The organism is Streptomyces sp. SP18CS02 (assembly GCF_036322365.1).
In the GTDB taxonomy this organism is placed as follows: domain Bacteria; phylum Actinomycetota; class Actinomycetes; order Streptomycetales; family Streptomycetaceae; genus Streptomyces.
Genome location: NZ_JAQYXC010000303.1, coordinates 1 through 20,778 on the forward strand (window position 1 = coordinate 1; position 20,778 = coordinate 20,778).

A 20,778-nucleotide genomic window follows, 5' to 3' on the forward strand; every position below is an offset into this window, starting at 1 on the left:
GGCCGTTCTCCGCTTTCGCGTTTCCCTTTCCGGCGGTTCCAACCTTACCAGATTCTTTTTCCGTTCCGTTTCCGGTCTGGATTCTGTTTCCGGTGGCCGTTGGGGGCCTTTTGCCTTTCGGCTGATCCGACTTTATCAGAAGTTTCTGAGCCGGATTTCCGCTCCTCTTCCGGGCACCGTGTCCGGCACGTAGCTGTACCGGGTGTCCGTTCAGGCGGAGCCGTAAACGTACTGGAGCGGAGCGCCCCGATGCAAATCGGGGGGCTCCGCTCCGGGAACGAGCTGGTGGGGCGTCAGACCTCGACGACGACCGGCAGGATCATCGGGCGCCGGCGGTAGGAGTCGGACACCCACTTGCCGACCGTGCGGCGGATCAGCTGCTGGAGCTGATGCGGCTCGACGACGCCGTCCTGGGCGGACTTGTTGAGCGCCTCGCCGATCTTCGGGATGACCGCGTCGAACGCCTTGTCCTCGATGCCCGAGCCGCGCGCCTGGATGTGCGGACCCCCGACGATCTTGCCGCTCGTCGAGTCGACCACCAGGAACACCGAGATGATGCCCTCGTCGCCGAGAATGCGGCGGTCCTTCAGGTGCGCCTCGGTGACATCGCCGACCGAGAGACCGTCGACGTACACATAGCCCGCCTGGACCTTGCCGACGATCCTCGCCTTTCCGTCGACCAGGTCGACGACGACACCGTCCTCGGCGATGACGATGCGGTCCTTCGGGACACCCGTCAGAGCACCGAGCTCCGCGTTGGCCCGCAGGTGGCGCCATTCGCCGTGGACCGGCATCAGGTTCTTCGGCTTGCAGATGTTGTAGAAGTACAGCAGCTCGCCGGCCGAGGCGTGACCCGAGACATGGACCTTGGCATTGCCCTTGTGGACGACGTTGGCGCCCCAGCGGCTCAGGCCGTTGATCACGCGGTAGACCGCGTTCTCGTTGCCCGGGATCAGGGAGGACGCCAGGATCACGGTGTCGCCCTGGACGATCCGGATCTGGTGGTCGCGGTTGGCCATGCGGGACAGGGCCGCCATCGGCTCGCCCTGGGAACCCGTGCAGACGAGCACGACCTCGTGGTCCGGCAGGTCGTCGAGCGTCTTGACGTCCACGACGAGCCCGGCGGGCACCCGCAGGTACCCCAGGTCGCGGGCGATGCCCATGTTCCGGACCATCGAGCGGCCGACGAAGGCGACCCGGCGGCCGTACTCGTGGGCCGCGTCGAGGATCTGCTGGATGCGGTGGACGTGGCTGGCGAAGCTCGCCACGATGATCCGCTTCTGGGCGTTCGCGAAGACCGTACGCAGGACGTTGGAGATGTCCTTCTCCGGCGGGACGAAGCCCGGGACCTCGGCGTTCGTCGAGTCGGAGAGAAGAAGGTCGATGCCTTCCTCGCCGAGTCTGGCGAAGGTGGGGAGGTCCGTGAGGCGGCGGTCCAGCGGCAGCTGGTCCATCTTGAAGTCGCCCGTGTGGACCACCATGCCCGCGGGAGTGCGGATGGCGACGGCCAGGGCGTCGGGGATGGAGTGGTTGACCGCGACGAATTCGCAGTCGAAGGGACCGAGCTGCTCCCGCTGTCCCTCGACGACCTCAAGGGTGTACGGGCGGATGCGGTGCTCCTGGAGCTTCGCCTCGATCAGCGCGAGGGTCAGCTTGGAGCCGATCAGCGGGATGTCCGGCTTCAGCCGGAGGAGGAACGGGACACCGCCGATGTGGTCCTCGTGACCGTGCGTGAGCACGATGCCCTCGACGTCGTCGAGGCGGTCCCTGATGGTGGTGAAGTCCGGGAGGATCAGGTCGATACCGGGCTGCTCCTCCTCGGGGAAGAGCACGCCGCAGTCGACGATCAGCAGACGGCCGTCGTACTCGAAGACGGTCATGTTGCGGCCGATCTCACCGAGACCGCCGAGCGGGGTGACGCGCAGGCCGCCCTTGGGCAGCTTCGGGGGCGCGCCGAGTTCAGGATGCGGATGACTCAAAAGACTCTCCTCACCACACGCGCCACGTGCCTCAGGGGCACGCGGCGCGTATGACATTCGTGCACTTGCTGTTGGCTGTTGTTGATCTCGTATTCAGTTATGAAGTCTGTGACTACAGCTGTACCCCGCCGGCGGCGAGGTCGATCTTGAGCTGAGCGGTTTCCTCGAGGGAGAGTTCCACGAGCGGCAGGCGCAGTGGACCGGCCGGGTGGCCCTGCAGCGCGAGAGCCGCCTTGGTGGTGATCACACCCTGGGTGCGGAACATGCCGGTGAAGACCGGGAGCAGCTGCTGGTGGATCTCGGTCGCCTTCTGCACGTCGCCCGTGAGGTGGGCGTCGAGCAGGGCGCGCAGCTCCGGGGTGACGACGTGGCCCACGACGGAGACGAACCCGCAGGCGCCCACGGAGAGCAGCGGCAGGTTGAGCATGTCGTCACCGGAGTACCAGGCGAGGCCGGAGCGGGCGATGGCCCAGCTGGCGCGGCCGAGGTCGCCCTTGGCGTCCTTGTTGGCGACGATGCGCGGGTGGTCGGCGAGGCGGACGATCGTCTCGGTGTCGATGGGGACGCCGCTGCGGCCGGGGATGTCGTAGAGCATCACCGGGAGCCCGGTGGAGTCCGCGATCGCCGTGAAGTGCCGGTACAGGCCCTCCTGAGGCGGCTTGTTGTAGTACGGCGTCACCGCGAGCAGGCCGTGCGCGCCGGCGCGCTCGGCTGTGCGGGCCAGTTCCACCGAGTGGTGGGTGTCATTGGTGCCGATGCCCGCGACGACATGGGCGCGGTCGCCCACCGCCTCGAGGACGGCTCGTACGAGCTGGTCTTTCTCCGCGTCGCTGGTGGTCGGGGACTCGCCGGTGGTGCCGTTGACGATCAGGCCGTCGTTGCCTGCGTCCACCAGATGGGCGGCGAGCCGCTGCGCGCCGTCGAGGTCGAGTGCGCCGTCCGCCGTGAAGGGCGTGACCATAGCGGTGAGAACCCGCCCGAAGGGGGTCTGCGGAGTGGAGATCGGAGCCATGGGTAACACGCTACTCGCTGCTCAGCGCGTCGGGTCCCCTCGGGGGACTGGAAGGAAGGGGAGCCCGGCACTGCCTGCTCGGGGGTTCAAGCAGTGCCGGGTCCGTTTGATCAGCCTAGATGAACTTCTCGGAACGCCGCAATACGGACACTTCGGGCGGCTGATGCGTACATCTGTACCGGCGGGGGCCGCCGGGTCCGCCCGCTAGGGAGCGACGCGGCCGTTGGCGTTGTACGCGGCATGGGTGAGGGGCATGAGCTTGGCCCACTGCTCCTCCATCTTCTCGCCGACCATCTCGATCTCCCGCTGCGGGAAGGAAGGGACCTTGGCCAGCTCGTGCTGCGTCCGCAGTCCGAGGAAGTGCATCAGCGAGCGGGCGTTGCACGTGGCGTACATGGACGAGAAGAGCCCCACGGGCAGGACGGCGCGGGCGACCTCACGGGCGACCCCCGCCGCGAGCATCTCCTGGTACGCCTCGTACGCCTGGAGGTAGGACGCCTCCATCGTGCGGCTGACGAGCTCCTGCTGGGCCTCGGTGCCCTCGACGAAGACGTACTTGCCCGGACGGCCCTCCTGGACCAGCTTGCGGGAGGTGTCCGGCACGTAGAAGACCGGCTCGAGCTCCCTGTAGCGGCCCGACTCCTCGTTGTACGACCATCCGACCCGGTGCCGCATGAACTCGCGGAAGACGAAGATGGGGGCGCTGATGAAGAACGTCATCGAGTTGTGCTCGAACGGGCTTCCGTGACGGTCCCGCATCAGATAGTTGATCAGCCCCTTGGACCGCTCGGGGTCCTTCTGCAGCTCTTCGAGCGACTGCTCACCCGCGGTGGAGACACGGGCGGCCCACAGGACGTCGGAGTCGGCCGCACTGTGCTTGACCAGTTCGACGGTCACATCGCTGCGAAAGCTGGGCCTGGGATCTTCTGCGGGGGTGGCGGTCACCGGCGGGTCCTTCCAATTGCGTCACTCGGGGCGGCGCCCACTCTACGGCCCGGCACCGACAGCGAAGGACCGTCGAGGGCCGGTCGCGGGGCCGTACGAGGGGTCGGACGGGGGCAGAGGACATTCTTTGATCCCCGCCGGGAATTCGGGCACCAAACCGCTGTTTCCGACGTCTACCCAGTAGCAGCGTCCATCACGAGATCACAAGGAGAGTCCCCACATGTTCCGCCGGCGTGAGGCAGTCCCGTTCGCGTTCGTCGCCGAGGCCGACCGCTTCCGCAGTAACGTCACCCCTCCGGCTCGGCAGCGTCCGAGCCTTTCGCAGGTCGCGAACCGTAGCCTGGTCGGGCTGACCGTCGTGGCCGGCCTGGTCGGATCGCTGCTCTTCGGCCTTCCGGCGATGGACCCCGGCAGTTCGGCCGGTCACTCGCAGAAGTCCGAGGCGTCCCACCGGCGCTGACGCGCACGGCCACCCCCTGGGGTGGCCGGTCGTGGAGGTGCTGGGTAGCCTCACCGGGCACAGCCCAATCGAGCGTGCGTATGAGTGAGGATCAGCCGTGCCCCTGCCCTTCCTGACGGCCGACCGGGTTTTCGACCAGACCGCCGACGACGTCGCGCTTCCGTTCGACGATCACGACCAGTGGCGGCGTCCGTACCGCCCTGGTCCGTGGCGTGTCGCGGCGGCGGCGCTCACGCTGTTGCTGGCGTCGTTCGTCCTGCTGGCGGCGATGATCATCGCCTTCGCCGGGGCGTTGTCGGGCGCGGCCGTCTGCTCGGGGCTGGCGGTCCTGGTGATCGCCGCCGCTCTGCGGATGCTGCGGGTCGGCGCATGGGTCAGCCGGCACGGGGTGCGGCGCGTGGCCTTCTTCCGGACGACGACCCTGCCGTGGGCGCAGGCCTCGGCGGTACGGACGGTGCAGCAGCCCGTGCGCCTGCTCGGGCTGCCGCGCACCGTGCAGGGCCAGGCTCTCGTCCTCGTACGACAGGACGGGGAGCGGCTCGCGCTGTTCACCGACCACAACGCGGACTTCCTGTCGCGGGTCGAGGCGTTCGACCGCGCGGCCGACACGGTCGAGGCCTGGAGCGCGGAGTACGCCCTCTGAGGCGTGTCCGTGCGGCGGGGCCCCCGTCCGGCCGGGCGGAGCTCAAGCGCTCCTGACGCTCTGACACCCCCGGCGGACACCCCGGCACTCGGACCGCTCAGGTCCCGTCCCGGGATCCGCGGATCCGGTCAGTACGTGACCGGCTTGTTGTCGTGGAGGGCGATCGCGCGCTGCATCGCCTTGCGGGCGCGGGGCGTGTCGCGGGCGTCGTGATAGGCGACCGCGAGACGGAACCAGCAGCGCCAGTCGCCGGGCGAGTCCTCCGTCTCCTCGCGCCGCCTGGCGAAGACGGCGTCGGCCGACTCGCGGTCGATGCGACCGCCCGCCGTACGCTTCAACTCGTCCACGGGCAGGCCGCCTTCGGCCTCCAGCTCGACGGCCAGCCGGTTGGCCCTGGTGACGAACTGGGTGTTCTTCCAGAGGAACCAGACACCGATGACCGGCAGGATCAGCACCGCCGCGCCGAAGGTGACGGTGAGCAGCGTGCCCTGCTGGATCAGCATCACACCACGGCTGCCGACCAGGACGAAGTAGACGACCAGGACGGCTGCCGTGATGAAGTACGTGAGCTTCGCGCGCATCAGCCGAGGTCCAGGAAGTGTTCCAGGCCGAAGGTGAGGCCGGGCGTGGACACCACGCGGCGTACGCCGAGCAGGATGCCGGGCATGAAGCTGCGGTGGTGCAGGGAGTCGTGGCGGATGGTGAGGGTCTCCCCCTCACCGCCGAGCAGCACTTCCTGGTGGGCCAGCAGGCCGGACAGCCGGATCGCGTGGACCCGGACCCCGTCGACGTCCGCGCCGCGGGCGCCTTCGACGGCCGTCGTCGTGGCGTCGGGCTGGGGTGCGGAGCCGGCCTCCGCGCGGGCGGCGGCGATCAGCTGCGCGGTGCGGGTGGCCGTGCCCGAGGGGGCGTCGGCCTTGTGGGGGTGGTGCAGCTCGACGACCTCGACCGACTCGAAGTAGGGGGCCGCCTGGGCGGCGAACTTCATGGTGAGGACGGCGCCGATGGAGAAGTTCGGGGCGATGAGGACGCCGGTGCCGGGCGAGCCGTCCAGCACGGCGGTCAGCTGTGCCAGCCGGTCGTCGGTCCAGCCTGTGGTGCCGACGACTGCGTGGATGTTGTGCCGTACGCAGAAGTCGAGGTTGCCCATGACGGACCCGGGTGTGGTCAGTTCCACCACGACCTGGGCGTCGGCCTCGACGAGGCTTTCCAGCTTGTCGCCCCTGCCGAGGGCGGCGACCAGTTCCATGTCGTCGGCCGCCTCGACGGCGCGTACGGCTTCGGAGCCGATGCGTCCCTTGGCACCGAGGACCGCGACCCGCAGCTTGCTGCTCATGCTCGTACTTCCTTCGTTCCGCTCGTGCCCGGGGGCTAGGGTCTCCTGCCCCCGCGGCCTGGCCCGGCCGCGGGGGCAGGCCGTCAGGCCACCGCCTGGTCCAGGCGGTCCGCCTGCTTGTCCTTCAGGGGGCCGATCACCGACAGCGACGGGCGCTGCCCGAGGAGCTCGCCGGCCACCTCCCGCACCTCGTCGGGGGTGACGGCCGCGATCCGGGCGAGCATGTCGTCGACCGACATCTGGTCGCCCCAGCACAGCTCGCTCTTGCCGATGCGGTTCATCAGGGCGCCGGTGTCCTCCAGGCCCAGGACGGTCGAGCCGGAGAGCTGGCCGATGGCACGGCCGATCTCGTCGTCGGACAGTCCGTCGGCGGCGACCCGGTCGAGCTCGTCCCGGCAGATCTTCAGGACGTCGTGGACCTGGCTGGGGCGGCAGCCGGCATAGACGCCGAACAGGCCGCAGTCGGCGAAGCCCGACGTGTAGGAGTACACGCTGTAGGCCAGGCCGCGCTTCTCCCGGACCTCCTGGAAGAGGCGGGAGGACATGCCTCCGCCCAGAGCCGTGTTCAGGACGCCGAGCGCCCAGCGGCGGTCGTCGGTGCGGGCCAGGCCCGGCATTCCGAGGACGACGTGGGCCTGCTCGGTCTTGCGGTTCAGCAGCTCGACGCGGCCGGCCGTACGGATGGTGCGCCGGCCGTCACGGGGGGCGACGGGAAGCGCGTCGGTACGGGTCAGGGCGCCGGCCTTCTCGAAGGCCCTGCGGACCTGGCGTACGACCGTGGCGTGGTCGACGTTGCCCGCGGCGGCGACGACCAGGCGGGTCGGGTCGTAGTGCTTCTTGTAGAAGCGGGCGATCCGGGCGCGGTCGAGCGCGTTGATCGTGTCGACGGTGCCGAGGACCGGGCGGCCGAGGGGGGTGTCGCCGAGCATGGTGTGCGCGAACAGGTCGTGCACGCAGTCGCCCGGGTCGTCCTCGGTCATCGCGATCTCCTCGAGGATGACACCGCGCTCGGCGTCGACGTCCTCCTCCAGGATCAGCGAACCGGTGAGCATGTCGCACACCACGTCGATGGCGAGCGGCAGGTCGGTGTCGAGCACCCGCGCGTAGTAGCAGGTGTACTCCTTCGCCGTGAAGGCGTTCATCTCGCCGCCGACCGCGTCGAGCGCGGCGGAGATGTCGAGGGCGGACCGCTTCTTGGTGCCCTTGAAGAGGAGGTGCTCCAGATAGTGCGTGGCGCCGTTGAGCGTGGGCGTCTCGTCACGGGAGCCGACGTTGGCCCAGATGCCGAAGGTCGCGGAGCGTACGGACGGGAGGGTCTCGGTGACGACACGCAGGCCGCCGGGCAGGGTCGTGCGGCGGACCGTGCCGATGCCGTCCCTGCCCTTGAGAAGCGTTTGGGTACGGGCGACGGCCCGCGCCTCCGAAGAGGTGCGGGCCGTCGTCACGGAACTACGGGACGTCACTTGTCGGTGTCGTCCTTCTCGGCGGCGTCCGCGGAGTCGTTCTCCTCGTCCGCCATCACGGGGACCAGGGAGAGCTTGCCGCGCTGGTCGATCTCGGCGATCTCGACCTGCACCTTGGAGCCGACCGCGAGCACGTCCTCGACGTTCTCCACGCGCTTGCCACCGGCGAGCTTGCGGATCTGCGAGATGTGCAGCAGGCCGTCCTTGCCGGGCATCAGGGACACGAACGCACCGAAGGTGGTGGTCTTGACGACCGTTCCCAGGTAGCGCTCGCCGACCTCCGGCATGGTCGGGTTGGCGATGCCGTTGATCGTGGCGCGGGCGGCCTCGGCCTGCGAGCCGACCTGGGCACCGATGTAGATGGTGCCGTCGTCCTCGATCGTGATCTCGGCGCCGGTGTCCTCCTGGATCTGGTTGATCATCTTGCCCTTGGGGCCGATGACCTCACCGATCTTGTCCACGGGGATCTTGACGGTGATGATCCGCGGGGCGTTGGGGGACATCTCGTCCGGCGTGTCGATCGCTTCCATCATCACGTCGAGGATGTGGAGGCGGGCGTCGCGGGCCTGCTTGAGGGCCGCGGCCAGGACGGAGGCCGGGATGCCGTCCAGCTTGGTGTCGAGCTGGAGGGCGGTGACGAAGTCCTTCGTACCGGCGACCTTGAAGTCCATGTCGCCGAAGGCGTCCTCCGCACCGAGGATGTCGGTGAGGGCGACGTAGTGCGTCTTGCCGTCGATCTCGTCGGAGATCAGGCCCATGGCGATACCGGCGACGGGAGCCTTCAGCGGCACACCGGCGTTCAGCAGCGACATGGTGGAGGCGCAGACCGAGCCCATGGACGTCGAACCGTTGGAGCCGAGGGCCTCGGACACCTGGCGGATCGCGTAGGGGAACTCCTCGCGCGTCGGCAGCACCGGCACGATCGCGCGCTCGGCGAGCGCGCCGTGGCCGATCTCGCGGCGCTTCGGCGAACCGACACGGCCGGTCTCACCGACGGAGTACGGCGGGAAGTTGTAGTTGTGCATGTAGCGCTTGCGGGTCACCGGGGAGAGGGTGTCCAGCTGCTGCTCCATCCGGAGCATGTTCAGGGTGGTGACGCCCAGGATCTGGGTCTCGCCACGCTCGAACAGCGCCGAGCCGTGCACGCGCGGGATGGCCTCGACCTCGGCGGCGAGCGTACGGATGTCCGTGACGCCACGGCCGTCGATGCGGACCTTGTCCTTGATGACGCGCTCGCGGACCAGCTTCTTGGTCAGCGCGCGGTAGGCACCGGAGATCTCCTTCTCGCGGCCCTCGAACTGCGGGAGCAGCTTCTCGGCGGCGATCTCCTTGATGCGGTCCAGCTCGGCCTCGCGCTCCTGCTTGCCGGCGATGGTGAGCGCCTGCGAGAGCTCGGAGCGGACCGCGGCGGTCAGCGCCTCCAGGACGTCGTCCTGGTAGTCGAGGAAGACCGGGAACTCGCCGGTGGGCTTGGCGGCCTTGGCGGCGAGGTCGGCCTGGGCCTTGCAGAGCACCTTGATGAAGGGCTTCGCGGCCTCGAGACCGGCGGCGACGATCTCCTCGGTGGGAGCCTCGGCGCCGTCCTTGACGAGCTGGATGGTCTTCGAGGTCGCCTCGGCCTCGACCATCATGATCGCGACGTCGCCGTCCTCCAGGACACGACCCGCGACCACCATGTCGAAGACGGCGTCCTCGAGCTCGGTGTGCGTCGGGAACGCGACCCACTGGCCCTTGATCAGGGCGACACGGGTGCCGCCGATCGGGCCGGAGAAGGGCAGGCCGGCCAGCTGCGTGGAGCAGGAGGCGGCGTTGATCGCGACCACGTCGTACAGGTGGTCGGGGTTGAGCGCCATGATCGTCTCGACGATCTGGATCTCGTTGCGCAGGCCCTTCTTGAAGGAGGGGCGCAGCGGGCGGTCGATCAGGCGGCAGGTGAGGACCGCGTCCTCGGAGGGCCGGCCCTCGCGGCGGAAGAAGGAGCCGGGGATCTTGCCGGCCGCGTACTGCCGCTCCTCGACGTCCACCGTGAGGGGGAAGAAGTCGAGCTGGTCCTTGGGCTTCTTGGAAGCGGTGGTGGCCGACAGCACCATGGTGTCGTCGTCCAGGTACGCCACGGCGGAGCCGGCGGCCTGCTTGGCCAGGCGGCCCGTCTCGAAGCGAATGGTGCGGGTGCCGAAGGAGCCGTTGTCGATGACGGCCTCGGCGTAGTGGGTCTCGTTCTCCACTAGCGATATCTCCGTTACTTGTCGTCTTTTCGCCCTCCCGCCCGTGTGGCGGGGGACGGGGCGGAGATGCGCGCCGTGTATGCGGGCCGGTCTTCGATCGAAGCACCCGGGCGATGTCCCGGGGGCCACTACCGAGGACCGGCGGCGGCGGTGGGCGCGCCTCTCCTCTGTACGTTATGCCGTTTTCGCTATTGCGTTGTGCGACCAGATTACTGAGCTTGTGCCCAGGTTGGCATTCCGGACTCCGCGCGTATACGGCGAAGGGAGCGGCCCCCTCAGCTGGGAACCGCTCCCTTCACGGCGTCTTACTTGGCGCCGCCGGCCGCACCACGGCGGATGCCGAGGCGGTCGACCAGCGCGCGGAAGCGCTGGATGTCCTTCTTGGCCAGGTACTGCAGGAGGCGGCGACGCTGGCCGACCAGGATCAGCAGACCACGACGGGAGTGGTGGTCGTGCTTGTGGGTCTTGAGGTGCTCGGTCAGGTCCGAGATCCGGCGGGAGAGCATCGCGACCTGGACCTCGGGGGAGCCGGTGTCGCCCTCCTTGGTGCCGAACTCGGCCATGATCTGCTTCTTCGTAGCGGCGTCGAGAGACACTCGGTACTCCTCTTGGTGTTCGATGCGCCCACGAGTGCCCCTGGTCTTGGTCTCAGGGGAGCTTCCGTGACTCGGAGGCGAAGGTCCGATGAGCGCTGCACTCCAGAGTCTTCGAGGCTCCGGGGATCGCGTACACAAACGGCCGTCACACAGCGTACCAGCCCGGCGGAGTTCTGTTTACTTGCTTGTCAGCGAGCGGGCGGCGATGAAGACGTCCAGCACGGCGAGGCAGAGGGGGACCAGGGAGAGCAGGACCGCGCCCTCGGCCAGGTCGAGCAGCCGGCCCCAGAAGGGCGAGAGGCCCTTCTTCGGGATGATCAGGCCGATCGCGGTGATCAGGGCCGCCCCGGCGGCGACCGCCGCGGTGAGCCAGATCGTACGGATGTCCAGGCCGCCCCGGTCCCCGTACATGATCAGTTCCTTGACGAGGTCGGCCGGGGGGTTCAGGGAGAGGCCCAGGACCAGCAGGGCGATGGCGGCGATGCCGGCCACCAGGACGCAGGCGACCTGCGAGGTGTAGCGGAAGAGGCGCGCGCGCAGCAGCATCGCGAGGCCGGAGGCGAGCGCGAGGAGCTGGCCCCAGACGTTGCCCGCGAAGCCGAGCACGGCGGCGGAGCCGACCACGACGGCGGCGCAGCCGCCCACCAGGCCGAGCAGCATCTCGTGGCCGCGGCGGGCCTGCAGGGCGATGCGCTCGGCGTCGACGGGCTGGGCCTCGGGGGCGCCGTGCGGGTCGTGGTCGAACTCGTCGGCGGCGCTGCGCGGGGAGGCGTAGCCGATGGGCAGGCGCGCGAAGCGGGCCGAGAGGCCCGGCAGGAAGGCGACCAGCCCGATGGCGACCGGGGCGCAGACGGCGGCGGTCCCGGTGGCGGACGCGCCGGTGAGGATCATCGCGAACGTGGCGAGGGTGCCGACCACCGCGAGGAAGGTGGCGGCCACGAACGGGGCGTCGCCGCTCGGGGTGAGCGCGACCAGGGCGACGGAGGCGACCAGGACGCTGACGCAGCCGAGCAGGAACTGCAGCCGCCCCGGTCCGTGGCCGGCGTCCGCGCCGATGATGCCGGAGCCCGCGATGAGCAGCAGCGGGAGGGCGCCGAGGCCGAGCGCGACGGCGGTGGTGCGGTCCCCGTAGACCCGGGCGCGCACTCCGGCGAAGGCGGTGAGCAGCAGGCCGGCGGCGCCCGCGATGACGCCCGGGAGGCTGTGCATGTCGTGGCGCAGGGGGTCGGCGAACCAGAGCACGAACCCCATGAGGACGAGCAGCAGGACGCCGCCGACCAGGCCCGCGCCGCGCAGCAGTTCGTCGCCCCACAGGTGGCGGTCGCGGGTGACGGCGGAGGCGACGGCGTCGGAGACGTCGTCGAAGACCGCGGGCGGCAGCGATTCGGCGAACGGGCGCAGGGAGAGCACTTCGCCGTCGAGGACCTGCTGCGCGGCGAGCGTGCGGGCGCTGTCGAGGACGGTGCCGTCGCGGCGTACGAGGTGGTAGCCGGTGGGAGTGCCGGCCGCCTGTGTCTGGCCGGTGAGCCGCAGGATCTCCGGGTAGACGTCGGCGACGGCGATGTCCTCCGGGAGGGCGACATCGATACGGCTGTCCGGCGCCACAACGGTGACGCGGCAGAAGCCGGTCGCTGCGGTCGTACTCACGTGTCTGGACCCCCTGATTCGCGGTTGCGCACGGTGCGCGCGCCACCCTACCGGGGAGTGGTCACACAGGCTGCAAGTAGGATCACCGTCGCGCGGAGGGAAGTCCGCAAGCAGAACCCGTCGCGGGGGCGCCGGTGCGGAACCTGCCCGTCCGTCTTCCGTCCGTATCGAGGGATTGATGCTCCGGTGAGCCAGATCGTCGTCAAACGCCCGCCGAGGTCCCTTCCGCCGGAGGTGCCGACGGAAGAACTGACCCTGGAGGCACCGCCGGAGCTGCCTCGCGGGCAGCAGGAGGGCATGCTGATGCAGCTCCTGCCGCTGCTCGGCATGGGCTCGTCCGTCGTCTTCTTCTTCATGCCGAACGCCGCTCCGTTCATGCGCATCATGGGTGTCCTGATGCTGGTGTCGACGGTCGCGATGGTCGTCGCCCAACTGGTCAGGTTCCGGCGGGGTACGCAGGGGCAAATTGCCGATGTCCGCCGCGACTACCTCAAATACCTCGCGCAGACGCGGCGCACGATCCGCCGGACGGCCCGTTCGCAGCGGGACGCGCAGCTGTATCTGCACCCCTCCCCCGAGCAGCTCTGGTCGGTGGTGGCCGAGGGTTCGCGCGTATGGGAACGCCGGGTCGGCGACAAGGACTTCGGGCAGGTGCGGGTCGGTCTCGGCTCGCAGCAGCTGTCCACCCCGCTGGTGGCGCCGGAGACCGCCCCGATCGACGAGCTGGAGCCGCTGTGCGCGGGCGCGATGCAGCAGTTCCTCGCCGTGCACGGTTCGTTGGACGGGCTGCCGATGGCGGTCTCGATGCGCGCCTTCTACCACGTGACGGTCTCCGGTGAGCCCGAGTCGGTGCACGGTGCCGCGCGGGCGCTGGTCTCGCAGTTGGTGACACTGCACTCCCCCGAGGACCTGATGGTCGCGGTGGTCGCGGCGCCCGGTGCGGTGCCGCGCTGGGACTGGACGAAGTGGCTGCCGCACACCCAGGTGCCGGGACAGGTCGACGGGGCCGGTACGAAGCGGCTGTTCGGCGACGACCTGGGCGAGCTGGAGCAGTTGCTGCACAGCCGGCTGGACGGGCGCCCGCGGTTCGGCCGGGACAGCCAGCCGGTGCTGGACCAGCCGCACGTCGTGGTGGTCCTGGACGGCGGGATGGTGCCGCCGGACTCGCTGCTCGCGGCGGCCGAGGGGCTCCAGGGCGTGACGATCATCGAGGTGATCCCGGGGAACCTGGACGAGCCGCGGGGCGGGCTGTCGATCGTCGTGCGTCCGGGCCGGCTGCGGCTGGAGTCGGGGTCGGGCTTCGCGTACGAGGGTCTGCCGGACGTCATCTCGCTGCCCGCCGCCGAGGCGCTGGCCCGGCAGCTGGCGCCGTTGCGGATGGGCGGGGGCGACGACGACGAACCGCTCCTGGCCAACCTGGACTTCACGGATCTGCTGAACCTGGGCGACGCGGCCGCGGTGGACGTGGCGCGGACCTGGCGGCCCCGGTCGACGGCGGAGCGCCTGCGGGTGCCGATCGGTGTGGGCGAGGACGGCCAGCCGGTGATGCTGGACCTCAAGGAGGCCGCCCAGGAGGGCATGGGCCCGCACGGTCTGTGCGTGGGCGCGACGGGTTCCGGGAAGTCGGAGCTGCTGCGCACGCTCGTGCTGGGCCTCGCGGTCACGCACTCGTCGGAGACGCTGAACTTCGTCCTCGCGGACTTCAAGGGCGGTGCGACCTTCGCCGGCATGTCGCAGATGCCGCACGTCGCCGCGGTGATCACGAACCTCTCGGACGACCTGACGCTGGTGGACCGGATGGGTGACGCCATCCGCGGCGAGCTGCAGCGCCGCCAGGAGCTGCTGCGCTCGGCGGGCAACTACGCCAACATCCACGACTACGAGAAGGCCCGGGCGGCCGGTGCTCCGCTGGAGCCGCTGGCCTCGCTGGTGCTGGTCATCGACGAGTTCTCCGAACTGCTCACCGCGAAGCCCGACTTCATCGACATGTTCATCCAGATCGGCCGTATCGGCCGGTCACTGGGCGTCCACCTGCTGCTGGCCTCGCAGCGCCTGGAGGAGGGCAAGCTGCGCGGCCTGGACACGTACCTCTCGTACCGCATCGGCCTGCGGACCTTCTCGGCCGCCGAGTCGCGCACCGCGATCGGTGTGCCCGACGCGTACCACCTGCCGCCGGTGCCGGGTTCGGGCTATCTGAAGTTCGGCACGGACGAGATGACCCGCTTCAAGGCGGCGTACGTCTCCGGCACGTACCGCACCGGAGGTCCCGACCTCCCCGCCGGGCAGCTGCCGATCGAGCGGCGGCCGTCCCTCTTCACGGCGAACCCGGTGCCGGTGGTGTACGCGGCTCCCGACCCGGCCTACCTGTCCTCCGCGCGGGAGCAGGAGGACGAGGCGCTCGCGGACACCGTCCTCGATGTGATCGTGCGCCGTCTGGAGGGGCAGGGTGTGCCCGCCCACCAGGTGTGGCTGCCGCCGCTGGACCAGGCACCCTCGCTCGACCAGCTGCTGCCGGGTCTCGCGCCGACCGCGGAGCGCGGTCTCACGGCGACCGACTACACGCGCCCGGGCGGCCTGACCGTACCCCTGGGTCTCATCGACAAGCCGTTCGAGCAGCGCCGTGAGGTGCTGTACCGGGACTTCTCGGGCGCGGCGGGCCACATGATGGTCATCGGCGGTCCGCAGTCCGGCAAGTCGACCCTGATGCGGACGCTGATCTCGTCGTTCGCGCTCACCCACACCCCGCACGAAGTGCAGTTCTACGCACTGGACTTCGGTGGTGGCGGCATGTCGTCGCTGGCCGACCTGCCGCACGTCGGCGGGGTCGCGTCCCGGCTGGACCCCGAGCGGGTCCGGCGTACGGTCGCGGAGGTGCTGGGCGTACTGAACCGGCGTGAGGAGTTCTTCCGCTCCCACAACATCGACTCCATCGCCACCTACCGGCGCAAGCGCGCGGCGGGCGAGCTGCCGGGCGAGGCGTGGGGCGACGTGTTCCTGGTCATCGACGGCTGGGGCGGCTTCAAGAACGACTACGACATGCTGGAGCCGGTCGTCTCGGACATCGCCGCGCGCGGTCTGGGCTACGGCATCCACGTCGTCATCACCGCGGCCCGGTACATGGAGGTGCGGGCGGCCCTGAAGGACCAGATGCTCGGGCGTCTGGAGCTGCGGCTCGGTGACGTCATGGACTCGGAGTTCGACCGCAAGGTCGCCGCGAACGTGCCTCCGGGCGTGCCCGGCCGCGGCCAGGTGCCCGAGCGGCTGCACTTCATGGGCGCGCTGCCGAGGATCGACGGATCGAGCAGCTCGGCCGATCTGTTCGAGGGAACGGCCGCGTTCGTCGAGGCCGTCAAGAGCAGCTGGGCGGGCCCCGGCGCGCCCGGTGTGCGGCTGCTGCCGCGCAAGCTGCCGGCCGAGCAGCTGCCGAAGGGGTTCGAGTACCCGCAGCACGGGATCGCGATCGGTATCGACGAGACCAACCTGGAACCGGTCTTCATCGACTTCGAGACCGACCCGTTCTTCCTGGTCTTCGGTGAGAGCGAGTCGGGCAAGACGGGTCTGCTGAGGCTGATCGCCAAGCAGCTGGCGGAGCGCTACACGCCGGACCAGGCGCGGATCGTGGTGGGCGACTACCGGCGCTCGCTGCTGGAGGTCGTGCCGCCGTCGCACCTGCTGGAGTACGCGCCGATGGCCTCGGCCATGCAGATGCACATGGACGCCATCAACACGGTGATGCAGAAGCGGGCGCCGAAGCCGGACATCACCCCGCAGCAGCTGCGCGACCGCAGCTGGTGGAACGGCCCGCAGCTGTTCGTGATCGTCGACGACTACGAGCTGGTGGCGACGAACGCGGGCAACCCCCTCCAGGTGCTCGTGGAGAACCTGCCGTTCGCCCGGGACGTGGGCATCCGCTTCATCGTGGCGCGCAACGCCGCCGGTGCCTCGCGTGCCATGTACGAGCCGTTCATGCAGCGCGTCAAGGAGCTGGGCGCGCAGGGCATCGTCCTCTCCGGTGACCCGAGCGAGGGTGACATCCTCGGCAACGTGCGGGCGCGGCCGATGCCTCCGGGGCGTGGCACGTTCGTGTCCCGGAAGCGGGGCATGCCGCTGGTGCAGCTGGGATGGCTGCCGGAGCAGCGGTAGGGGTCCTGTCGGGCGGCACACGAGGCCGTACGGCCCGGGCGGATGGTTCGGCTCCATGTGGGCCGTACGCCCGGGCCGTTGCCGTTAGTGTGGGCGGAAAGCTCGTTTGCACTACCCGCAACAATCGTGGGAGGGACCGCGCCGATGGCTGAGGCAATCGACAAGGAACGCCAGAAGGAAGAGCTCTACGCGCTGGACATCTCCGGGGTGGAGTGGCTGGGCGCTCCCGGTACGAGCCCCGACGAGGAGCGCGTGGAGATCGCCCATCTGCCGGGCGGGGCCGTCGCCATGCGGTCGTCGCTGGAGCCCGGGACGGTCCTGCGGTACACGGAGGCCGAGTGGCGTGCGTTCGTGCTCGGGGCGCGGGACGGCGAGTTCGACCTGACCTGAGCCGGCGGTGCCCGCGCCGGTCCGGGCGGATGCGCGAAAGGCCCGGGCGGTGTCCTCCGGCGGGCCGCCGCGCGCACACGCGTGAGGGGGTTGTCCGCCGAAGCGGGCAACCCCCTCACGTGTGGTGTCGCGGTACTACATCATCATCCGGAACCGGGCCGCGTTGCCCTTGTCGGTGTCCTGGTAGCCGGTGACCGACTCGTCCAGCAGCTGGGCGATGCGGTTCAGGTCCTGGTTCATGCCGTCCATGTCGCGGGACAGGCGGTCCTGGATCTCGCGGTAGGCGGTCTTCGCCTCACCTTCCCACTCATTGGCGACGCGGTTGACGTCCCTCATGAGGTCGCCGAGCTTCTGGCTCAGCTGCGAGCTGGTGAGACGGACGTCGCCGGCCGCCTGCGTCACGGTGTCGTAATTGACGGCAGTGGTCATGTGTGCTTGCTCCTAGTGACGGATTTCAGCGGAAGGGAAAGGCCCTCAGGCCATACCGAGGATCTTGCTCTGGCCGGCCGGAGTGTCATCCATCTTCCGGAAGGCCGAGATGCGGTCCTCTTCCTCCTGGGTGAAGCCGTCGGCGCTCATCCGCATGATCTCCTCAAGCTGGACGAGGTCGGCGCGCATGCTCTTGAGACGCAGGTTCATGTTGTGCTGAACCTTGTCGTACTCCTGGCTCGCCGCACCCTGCCAGCCCGCCTGGATGCGGTCGACCACGCCGTTCAGGGACGTGATGCGGGACTGCAGCTCGTCGTGGAAGTCCTGGATCCGGCCGGCGAGCTTGACATGCTCGTCACTGGTTACCTTCAGATCTTTCGACATCGTGCCCCTTCTTCCTTCGATGACGACGGCGGTAGTGCCGTCGAGACCGTTTGTGATGCGGACGGGTTCCTTTGGATGCCGCCCCCGTGCTGGGCCACTCGCGTGAACCCGACCGTCACTCTAGTCACTTGATACGACAGTTCCAACTGCAAAGGTTTGTAGGCGGACTTGGCCGGGCTGCCTACTCATCGCACTTTTCCGCGCCGGGTGTCCCGGATCACCGTGGCGCCGCCCGCCACGACCGCGACCAGCACACCGCCGATGCCCAGGGCGTACGTCGCATAGCGCTCGTCGCGCTCCTGCGGCGTCTCCGTCATGGCCAGGTGGGCCGGTTCGGGCGCCGGCGGCCTGGGCGGGCCGGGGTCCGGGGTGGGGGCCTCCAGCGGCTTACCGTCCCCGTTGAGGGCGCGCACCGGGTCGACGACCCCCCAGCCGACGTAGTTGTCGCGGCCGTTGATGGAGCGCTCGGCGGTCTGCTCGATCTGCGCGACCACCTGGTGCTGCTTCCAGCCGGGGTACTTCGCGCGCAGCAGGGCCGCGACCCCGGCGACGTACGGGGCGGAGAAGCTGGTGCCGTTGTCGACGCACTGACCGCCGCCCGGGACGGTGGAGACGACGTCCACGCCGGGCGCCGCGACGCCGACGAACGTGCCGGCCTGGGAGAACGCGGCGCGTTCGTTGTTCCGGTCGGAGGAGGCGACGGCGAGGACTCCCGGGAAGGCCGCCGGGAAGGTGTTCTTGAGCTTGCCGTCCATGCCGTCGTTGCCGGCCGAGGCGACCACGACGATGTCCGCGGCGAGGGCCCGGGCGACGGCCCGGCCGAGGTCCGACTCCGCCTTCAGCGACTGCGTCGTGTCCTGCGAGATGTTGATGACGTCGGCGCCCTTGGCGATCGCGTGGTCGATCGCGGTCGCCATGGTGTTGGACTTGCCGCTGTTCTTCTCGTCGTTCTGCCGGATCGGGATGATCGTCGCCTCGGGGGCGAGGCCCACGAAGCCCGTCCCCTTGCGCGGGCGCGCGGCGATGATGCCGGCGACCTTCGTACCGTGCCCGACCTCGTCGACCGTGCCGTCGGTCTTGCCGCGCTTGCTGTCCGTCGGGTCGTCCTTGCCGGGCTTGAGGAGGTCGGCGCCCGCCGAGGCGTCGACCGCGGACTTCAGCTGCGGGTTGACGTCGTCGACGCCGGTGTCGATGACCGCGACCCGTACGCCCTTGCCCTTGGTGTCCTGCCACAGCTCGTCGAGGAGCACCCGCTGGAGCGGCCAGGGCGTGCCCGCGATCTGCTCCTTCATGGGGAAGGTGCACTCGCCGCTGCCGTCGATGCCGAGCGGCCGCGGGGACGCGGGAGCCTGGCCGGCGTGCGCGGCCCCGGGCAGCGCCACGAGGCCGGTGAGGGCCGCGGCGGCCGTCAGCAGAGCGCCCCTGCGGTACGGCACCGCCGTCCGCGCCGGCGCCCCGGCCCTCCGTGCGTGGGTCGTCCTCCGCGTACGCGCTTGCGCTGTTTCCGGTGCTTCCGGTGCTTCCGGTGCCTTCGTCATCGCTGTCGTCCCCCTGTCCTGTGCTAGGAACCCTGCGGCTGGCGCGCGCTGTTGGTGTCGAGACGCGGGCCCTTGGACAGGAACTCCGACCAGGTGATGGGGACGAGGGAGGGAGTGACCTTCTCGTAGCCGAGGCGGATCTGCGCCTGGCTGGGCTCGGGGCGGCCGTCCTGCTGCTTCTCCTGGTCACCGGTGCCGATGTCGGAACGCTCGGCGTCGCTGTCGCCGTTCGCCTGGACCGCGTACCGCAGCCCGGTGTCCGTCACCAGGAAGAGCGAGCCGTCGGGCCGGCTCTGGTTGCCCTGGACCTGGGTGTACAGCAGGCCGCTGCCGGGGGTGACGTAGGTGCTGGAACCGCCGGCGGTGATGTCCGCGGGGTAACCGGCGCCCGCCCAGGTGGACAGCGTGGTGCGGCCCTTGTCGTCGACGCCGCGCAGCACACTGCACACGGTGTCGCGCGCGCCGTCGCCGCCGACGGTGTTGACCTGCTCGGCCTTCCGGGCGGGCCAGCGGTAATGGGCGCCGAACGTCGCCGGATCGGGCGCGAACGACGAGGCGTCGACCGACGCCGGCTTGCCGTTCATGTCGAGCTGGTTGGTCTGCGGGGAGTTGATGAGCAGCCAGGCGGTGAAGTCGGACACCTGCTGCACCTTGCCGGGCAGGACGACGAAGTGCTGCGGTCCGGAGCCGGTCTGGGTCTGCAGGACCATGCCCACCCGGTCCTCGGTCTCGCTGAGCCCGCCGCCGATACCGGCCTTGGCGCCGACCGTGCCGTCGATCTCCGGGAAGTCGATGGGGCTGCCGTCGTGCAGGGTGGCCAGCCAGTCGTCGGTGACGGCCTGCGGCTGCTTGTTCAGGCCGACGAGCGTGGTGGTGAGCAGGGACGCGTCGGTCGGTGTGCCGCGCACCAGGTACTTGGTGCCCGTCGCGTCGACCAGGTAGCGGGCACCCTTCTGCCCCTTGACATAGAGGGCCTGTCCGTCCTTCAGGCGCTCCTTGCCCTCGGTACGGGAGAAGTCGCGGTCGGCCAGGACGAAGGTGGCCTTCTGCACACTGGCGCCCTTCCCTCCGCCGGGCTGTTCGCACACGGCCCAGCGCTTGGCCTTGGCCGCCTCGGTGTCACTGGGCAGGCGGTCGGGGGCGTACGGGATGCCGAGGACCGGGCCGCGCGGCGGCTTGCCCGCGTCGAGGATGTCGTCGCTCACCTGGATCACCGCGAACTCCTGGGGGTTCAGGAGCAGTCGCGCGGAGGCCAGGTTCAGCACGGGGTGCAGCAGGTTCCGCTTGTCCTTGCCCTTGCCGGTGGAGAGGACCACGTAACGGGTCGTGGACTGCTTGCCGACGATCACCTTGGCGCCGGGGGCGTCCCACCCCTTGGGGGCCTTGGGGCTGAACATGCCCCAGGCGCCGAACCCGGCGAGCACCAGGGCCCCCACGATCAGACCGGGGAGAACGGCACGCAGCGGACGCGGCGCCCCTTCCTCGGTGCCCGTGGGCGAAGGTTGGAGGAATGCGGCCACCGTGCGCTTCTTCGCAAAGGTGTACGCGTTGAGCTCATCCCGCCGTGATGCCATGAGTCCCCATCTTC

18 protein-coding genes are annotated in these 20,778 nt (G+C 69.8%); 5 read left to right on the top strand and 13 right to left on the bottom strand.

Translation table 11 applies throughout. The features are described from left to right. On the top strand, positions 1–193 hold a 193-nt coding region (locus PUR26_RS30995; RefSeq protein ID WP_329877569.1), incomplete at its 5' end, for a hypothetical protein. Between the two features lie 100 nt (positions 194–293). Here PUR26_RS30995 and PUR26_RS31000 read toward each other — a convergent pair. The 3 genes from PUR26_RS31000 to thyX all read right to left on the bottom strand — a co-directional run bounded on the left by PUR26_RS31000 (position 294) and on the right by thyX (position 3,936). Then, positions 294–1,979: a ribonuclease J gene (locus PUR26_RS31000; RefSeq protein ID WP_329877571.1), complete on the bottom strand. Its 1,686-nt coding sequence runs from the start codon at positions 1,977–1,979 to the stop codon at positions 294–296. Positions 1,980–2,091: 112 nt separating this feature from the next. After that, a complete protein-coding gene (gene dapA / locus PUR26_RS31005; RefSeq protein WP_329877573.1) occupies positions 2,092–2,991 on the bottom strand; it encodes a 4-hydroxy-tetrahydrodipicolinate synthase in 900 nt (299 codons plus the stop codon). A 204-nt stretch (positions 2,992–3,195) separates the two neighbouring features. Continuing rightward, positions 3,196–3,936, bottom strand: a complete 741-nt coding sequence (gene thyX, locus PUR26_RS31010; RefSeq protein WP_329877575.1) for an FAD-dependent thymidylate synthase — start codon at positions 3,934–3,936, stop codon at positions 3,196–3,198. Between the two features lie 220 nt (positions 3,937–4,156). Between thyX and PUR26_RS31015 the strand changes: the two genes are divergently transcribed. Together PUR26_RS31015 and PUR26_RS31020 are read left to right on the top strand one after the other, a co-directional pair. Continuing rightward, a complete protein-coding gene (locus PUR26_RS31015; protein WP_329877577.1) occupies positions 4,157–4,396 on the top strand; it encodes a hypothetical protein in 240 nt (79 codons plus the stop codon). Between the two features lie 97 nt (positions 4,397–4,493). After that, positions 4,494–5,039, top strand: a complete 546-nt coding sequence (locus PUR26_RS31020; RefSeq protein WP_329877579.1) for a hypothetical protein — start codon at positions 4,494–4,496, stop codon at positions 5,037–5,039. Positions 5,040–5,167: 128 nt separating this feature from the next. Here the strand turns inward: PUR26_RS31020 and PUR26_RS31025 are convergent, their stop codons facing one another. From PUR26_RS31025 to eccD, 6 genes are all read right to left on the bottom strand, one after another. Further along, positions 5,168–5,620 carry a tetratricopeptide repeat protein gene (locus PUR26_RS31025; protein ID WP_329877581.1) on the bottom strand — a complete coding sequence of 151 codons (453 nt, stop codon included), beginning with the start codon at positions 5,618–5,620 and terminating at the stop codon, positions 5,168–5,170. Next, complete coding sequence (gene dapB, locus PUR26_RS31030) at positions 5,620–6,375, bottom strand: 4-hydroxy-tetrahydrodipicolinate reductase (RefSeq protein WP_329877583.1); 756 nt, start codon at positions 6,373–6,375, stop codon at positions 5,620–5,622. The genes PUR26_RS31025 and dapB overlap by 1 nt, the downstream gene beginning before the upstream one ends. A gap of 83 nt (positions 6,376–6,458) precedes the next feature. Beyond that, positions 6,459–7,838, bottom strand: coding sequence for a M16 family metallopeptidase (locus PUR26_RS31035; RefSeq protein WP_329877585.1), 1,380 nt, complete (start codon positions 7,836–7,838; stop codon positions 6,459–6,461). After that, entirely contained in the window at positions 7,835–10,063 is a 2,229-nt protein-coding gene (locus tag PUR26_RS31040; RefSeq protein WP_329877587.1) for a polyribonucleotide nucleotidyltransferase, read from the bottom strand. The genes PUR26_RS31035 and PUR26_RS31040 overlap by 4 nt, the downstream gene beginning before the upstream one ends. A gap of 305 nt (positions 10,064–10,368) precedes the next feature. Further along, positions 10,369–10,659: a 30S ribosomal protein S15 gene (gene rpsO / locus PUR26_RS31045; protein ID WP_003958228.1), complete on the bottom strand. Its 291-nt coding sequence runs from the start codon at positions 10,657–10,659 to the stop codon at positions 10,369–10,371. A 177-nt stretch (positions 10,660–10,836) separates the two neighbouring features. Further along, entirely contained in the window at positions 10,837–12,306 is a 1,470-nt protein-coding gene (eccD, locus tag PUR26_RS31050; protein ID WP_329877594.1) for a type VII secretion integral membrane protein EccD, read from the bottom strand. A gap of 186 nt (positions 12,307–12,492) precedes the next feature. On the opposite strand from eccD, the gene eccCa reads away from it, so the two are divergent. Together eccCa and PUR26_RS31060 are read left to right on the top strand one after the other, a co-directional pair. Continuing rightward, entirely contained in the window at positions 12,493–16,449 is a 3,957-nt protein-coding gene (gene eccCa, locus PUR26_RS31055) for a type VII secretion protein EccCa (protein WP_329877596.1), read from the top strand. Between the two features lie 144 nt (positions 16,450–16,593). Further along, positions 16,594–16,839, top strand: coding sequence for a DUF397 domain-containing protein (locus PUR26_RS31060; RefSeq protein WP_443077232.1), 246 nt, complete (start codon positions 16,594–16,596; stop codon positions 16,837–16,839). Between the two features lie 135 nt (positions 16,840–16,974). Here the strand turns inward: PUR26_RS31060 and PUR26_RS31065 are convergent, their stop codons facing one another. From PUR26_RS31065 to eccB, 4 genes are all read right to left on the bottom strand, one after another. After that, positions 16,975–17,268, bottom strand: a complete 294-nt coding sequence (locus tag PUR26_RS31065) for a WXG100 family type VII secretion target (RefSeq protein ID WP_329877598.1) — start codon at positions 17,266–17,268, stop codon at positions 16,975–16,977. Between the two features lie 45 nt (positions 17,269–17,313). After that, entirely contained in the window at positions 17,314–17,652 is a 339-nt protein-coding gene (locus tag PUR26_RS31070) for a WXG100 family type VII secretion target (RefSeq protein WP_329877600.1), read from the bottom strand. A gap of 185 nt (positions 17,653–17,837) precedes the next feature. Beyond that, the gene (gene mycP, locus PUR26_RS31075; protein ID WP_329877602.1) at positions 17,838–19,088 is read right to left on the bottom strand and encodes a type VII secretion-associated serine protease mycosin; all 1,251 of its coding nucleotides are present in this window, start codon (positions 19,086–19,088) and stop codon (positions 17,838–17,840) included. A 125-nt stretch (positions 19,089–19,213) separates the two neighbouring features. Further along, a complete protein-coding gene (eccB, locus tag PUR26_RS31080; protein ID WP_329877604.1) occupies positions 19,214–20,764 on the bottom strand; it encodes a type VII secretion protein EccB in 1,551 nt (516 codons plus the stop codon). Positions 20,765–20,778: the final 14 nt, after the last annotated feature.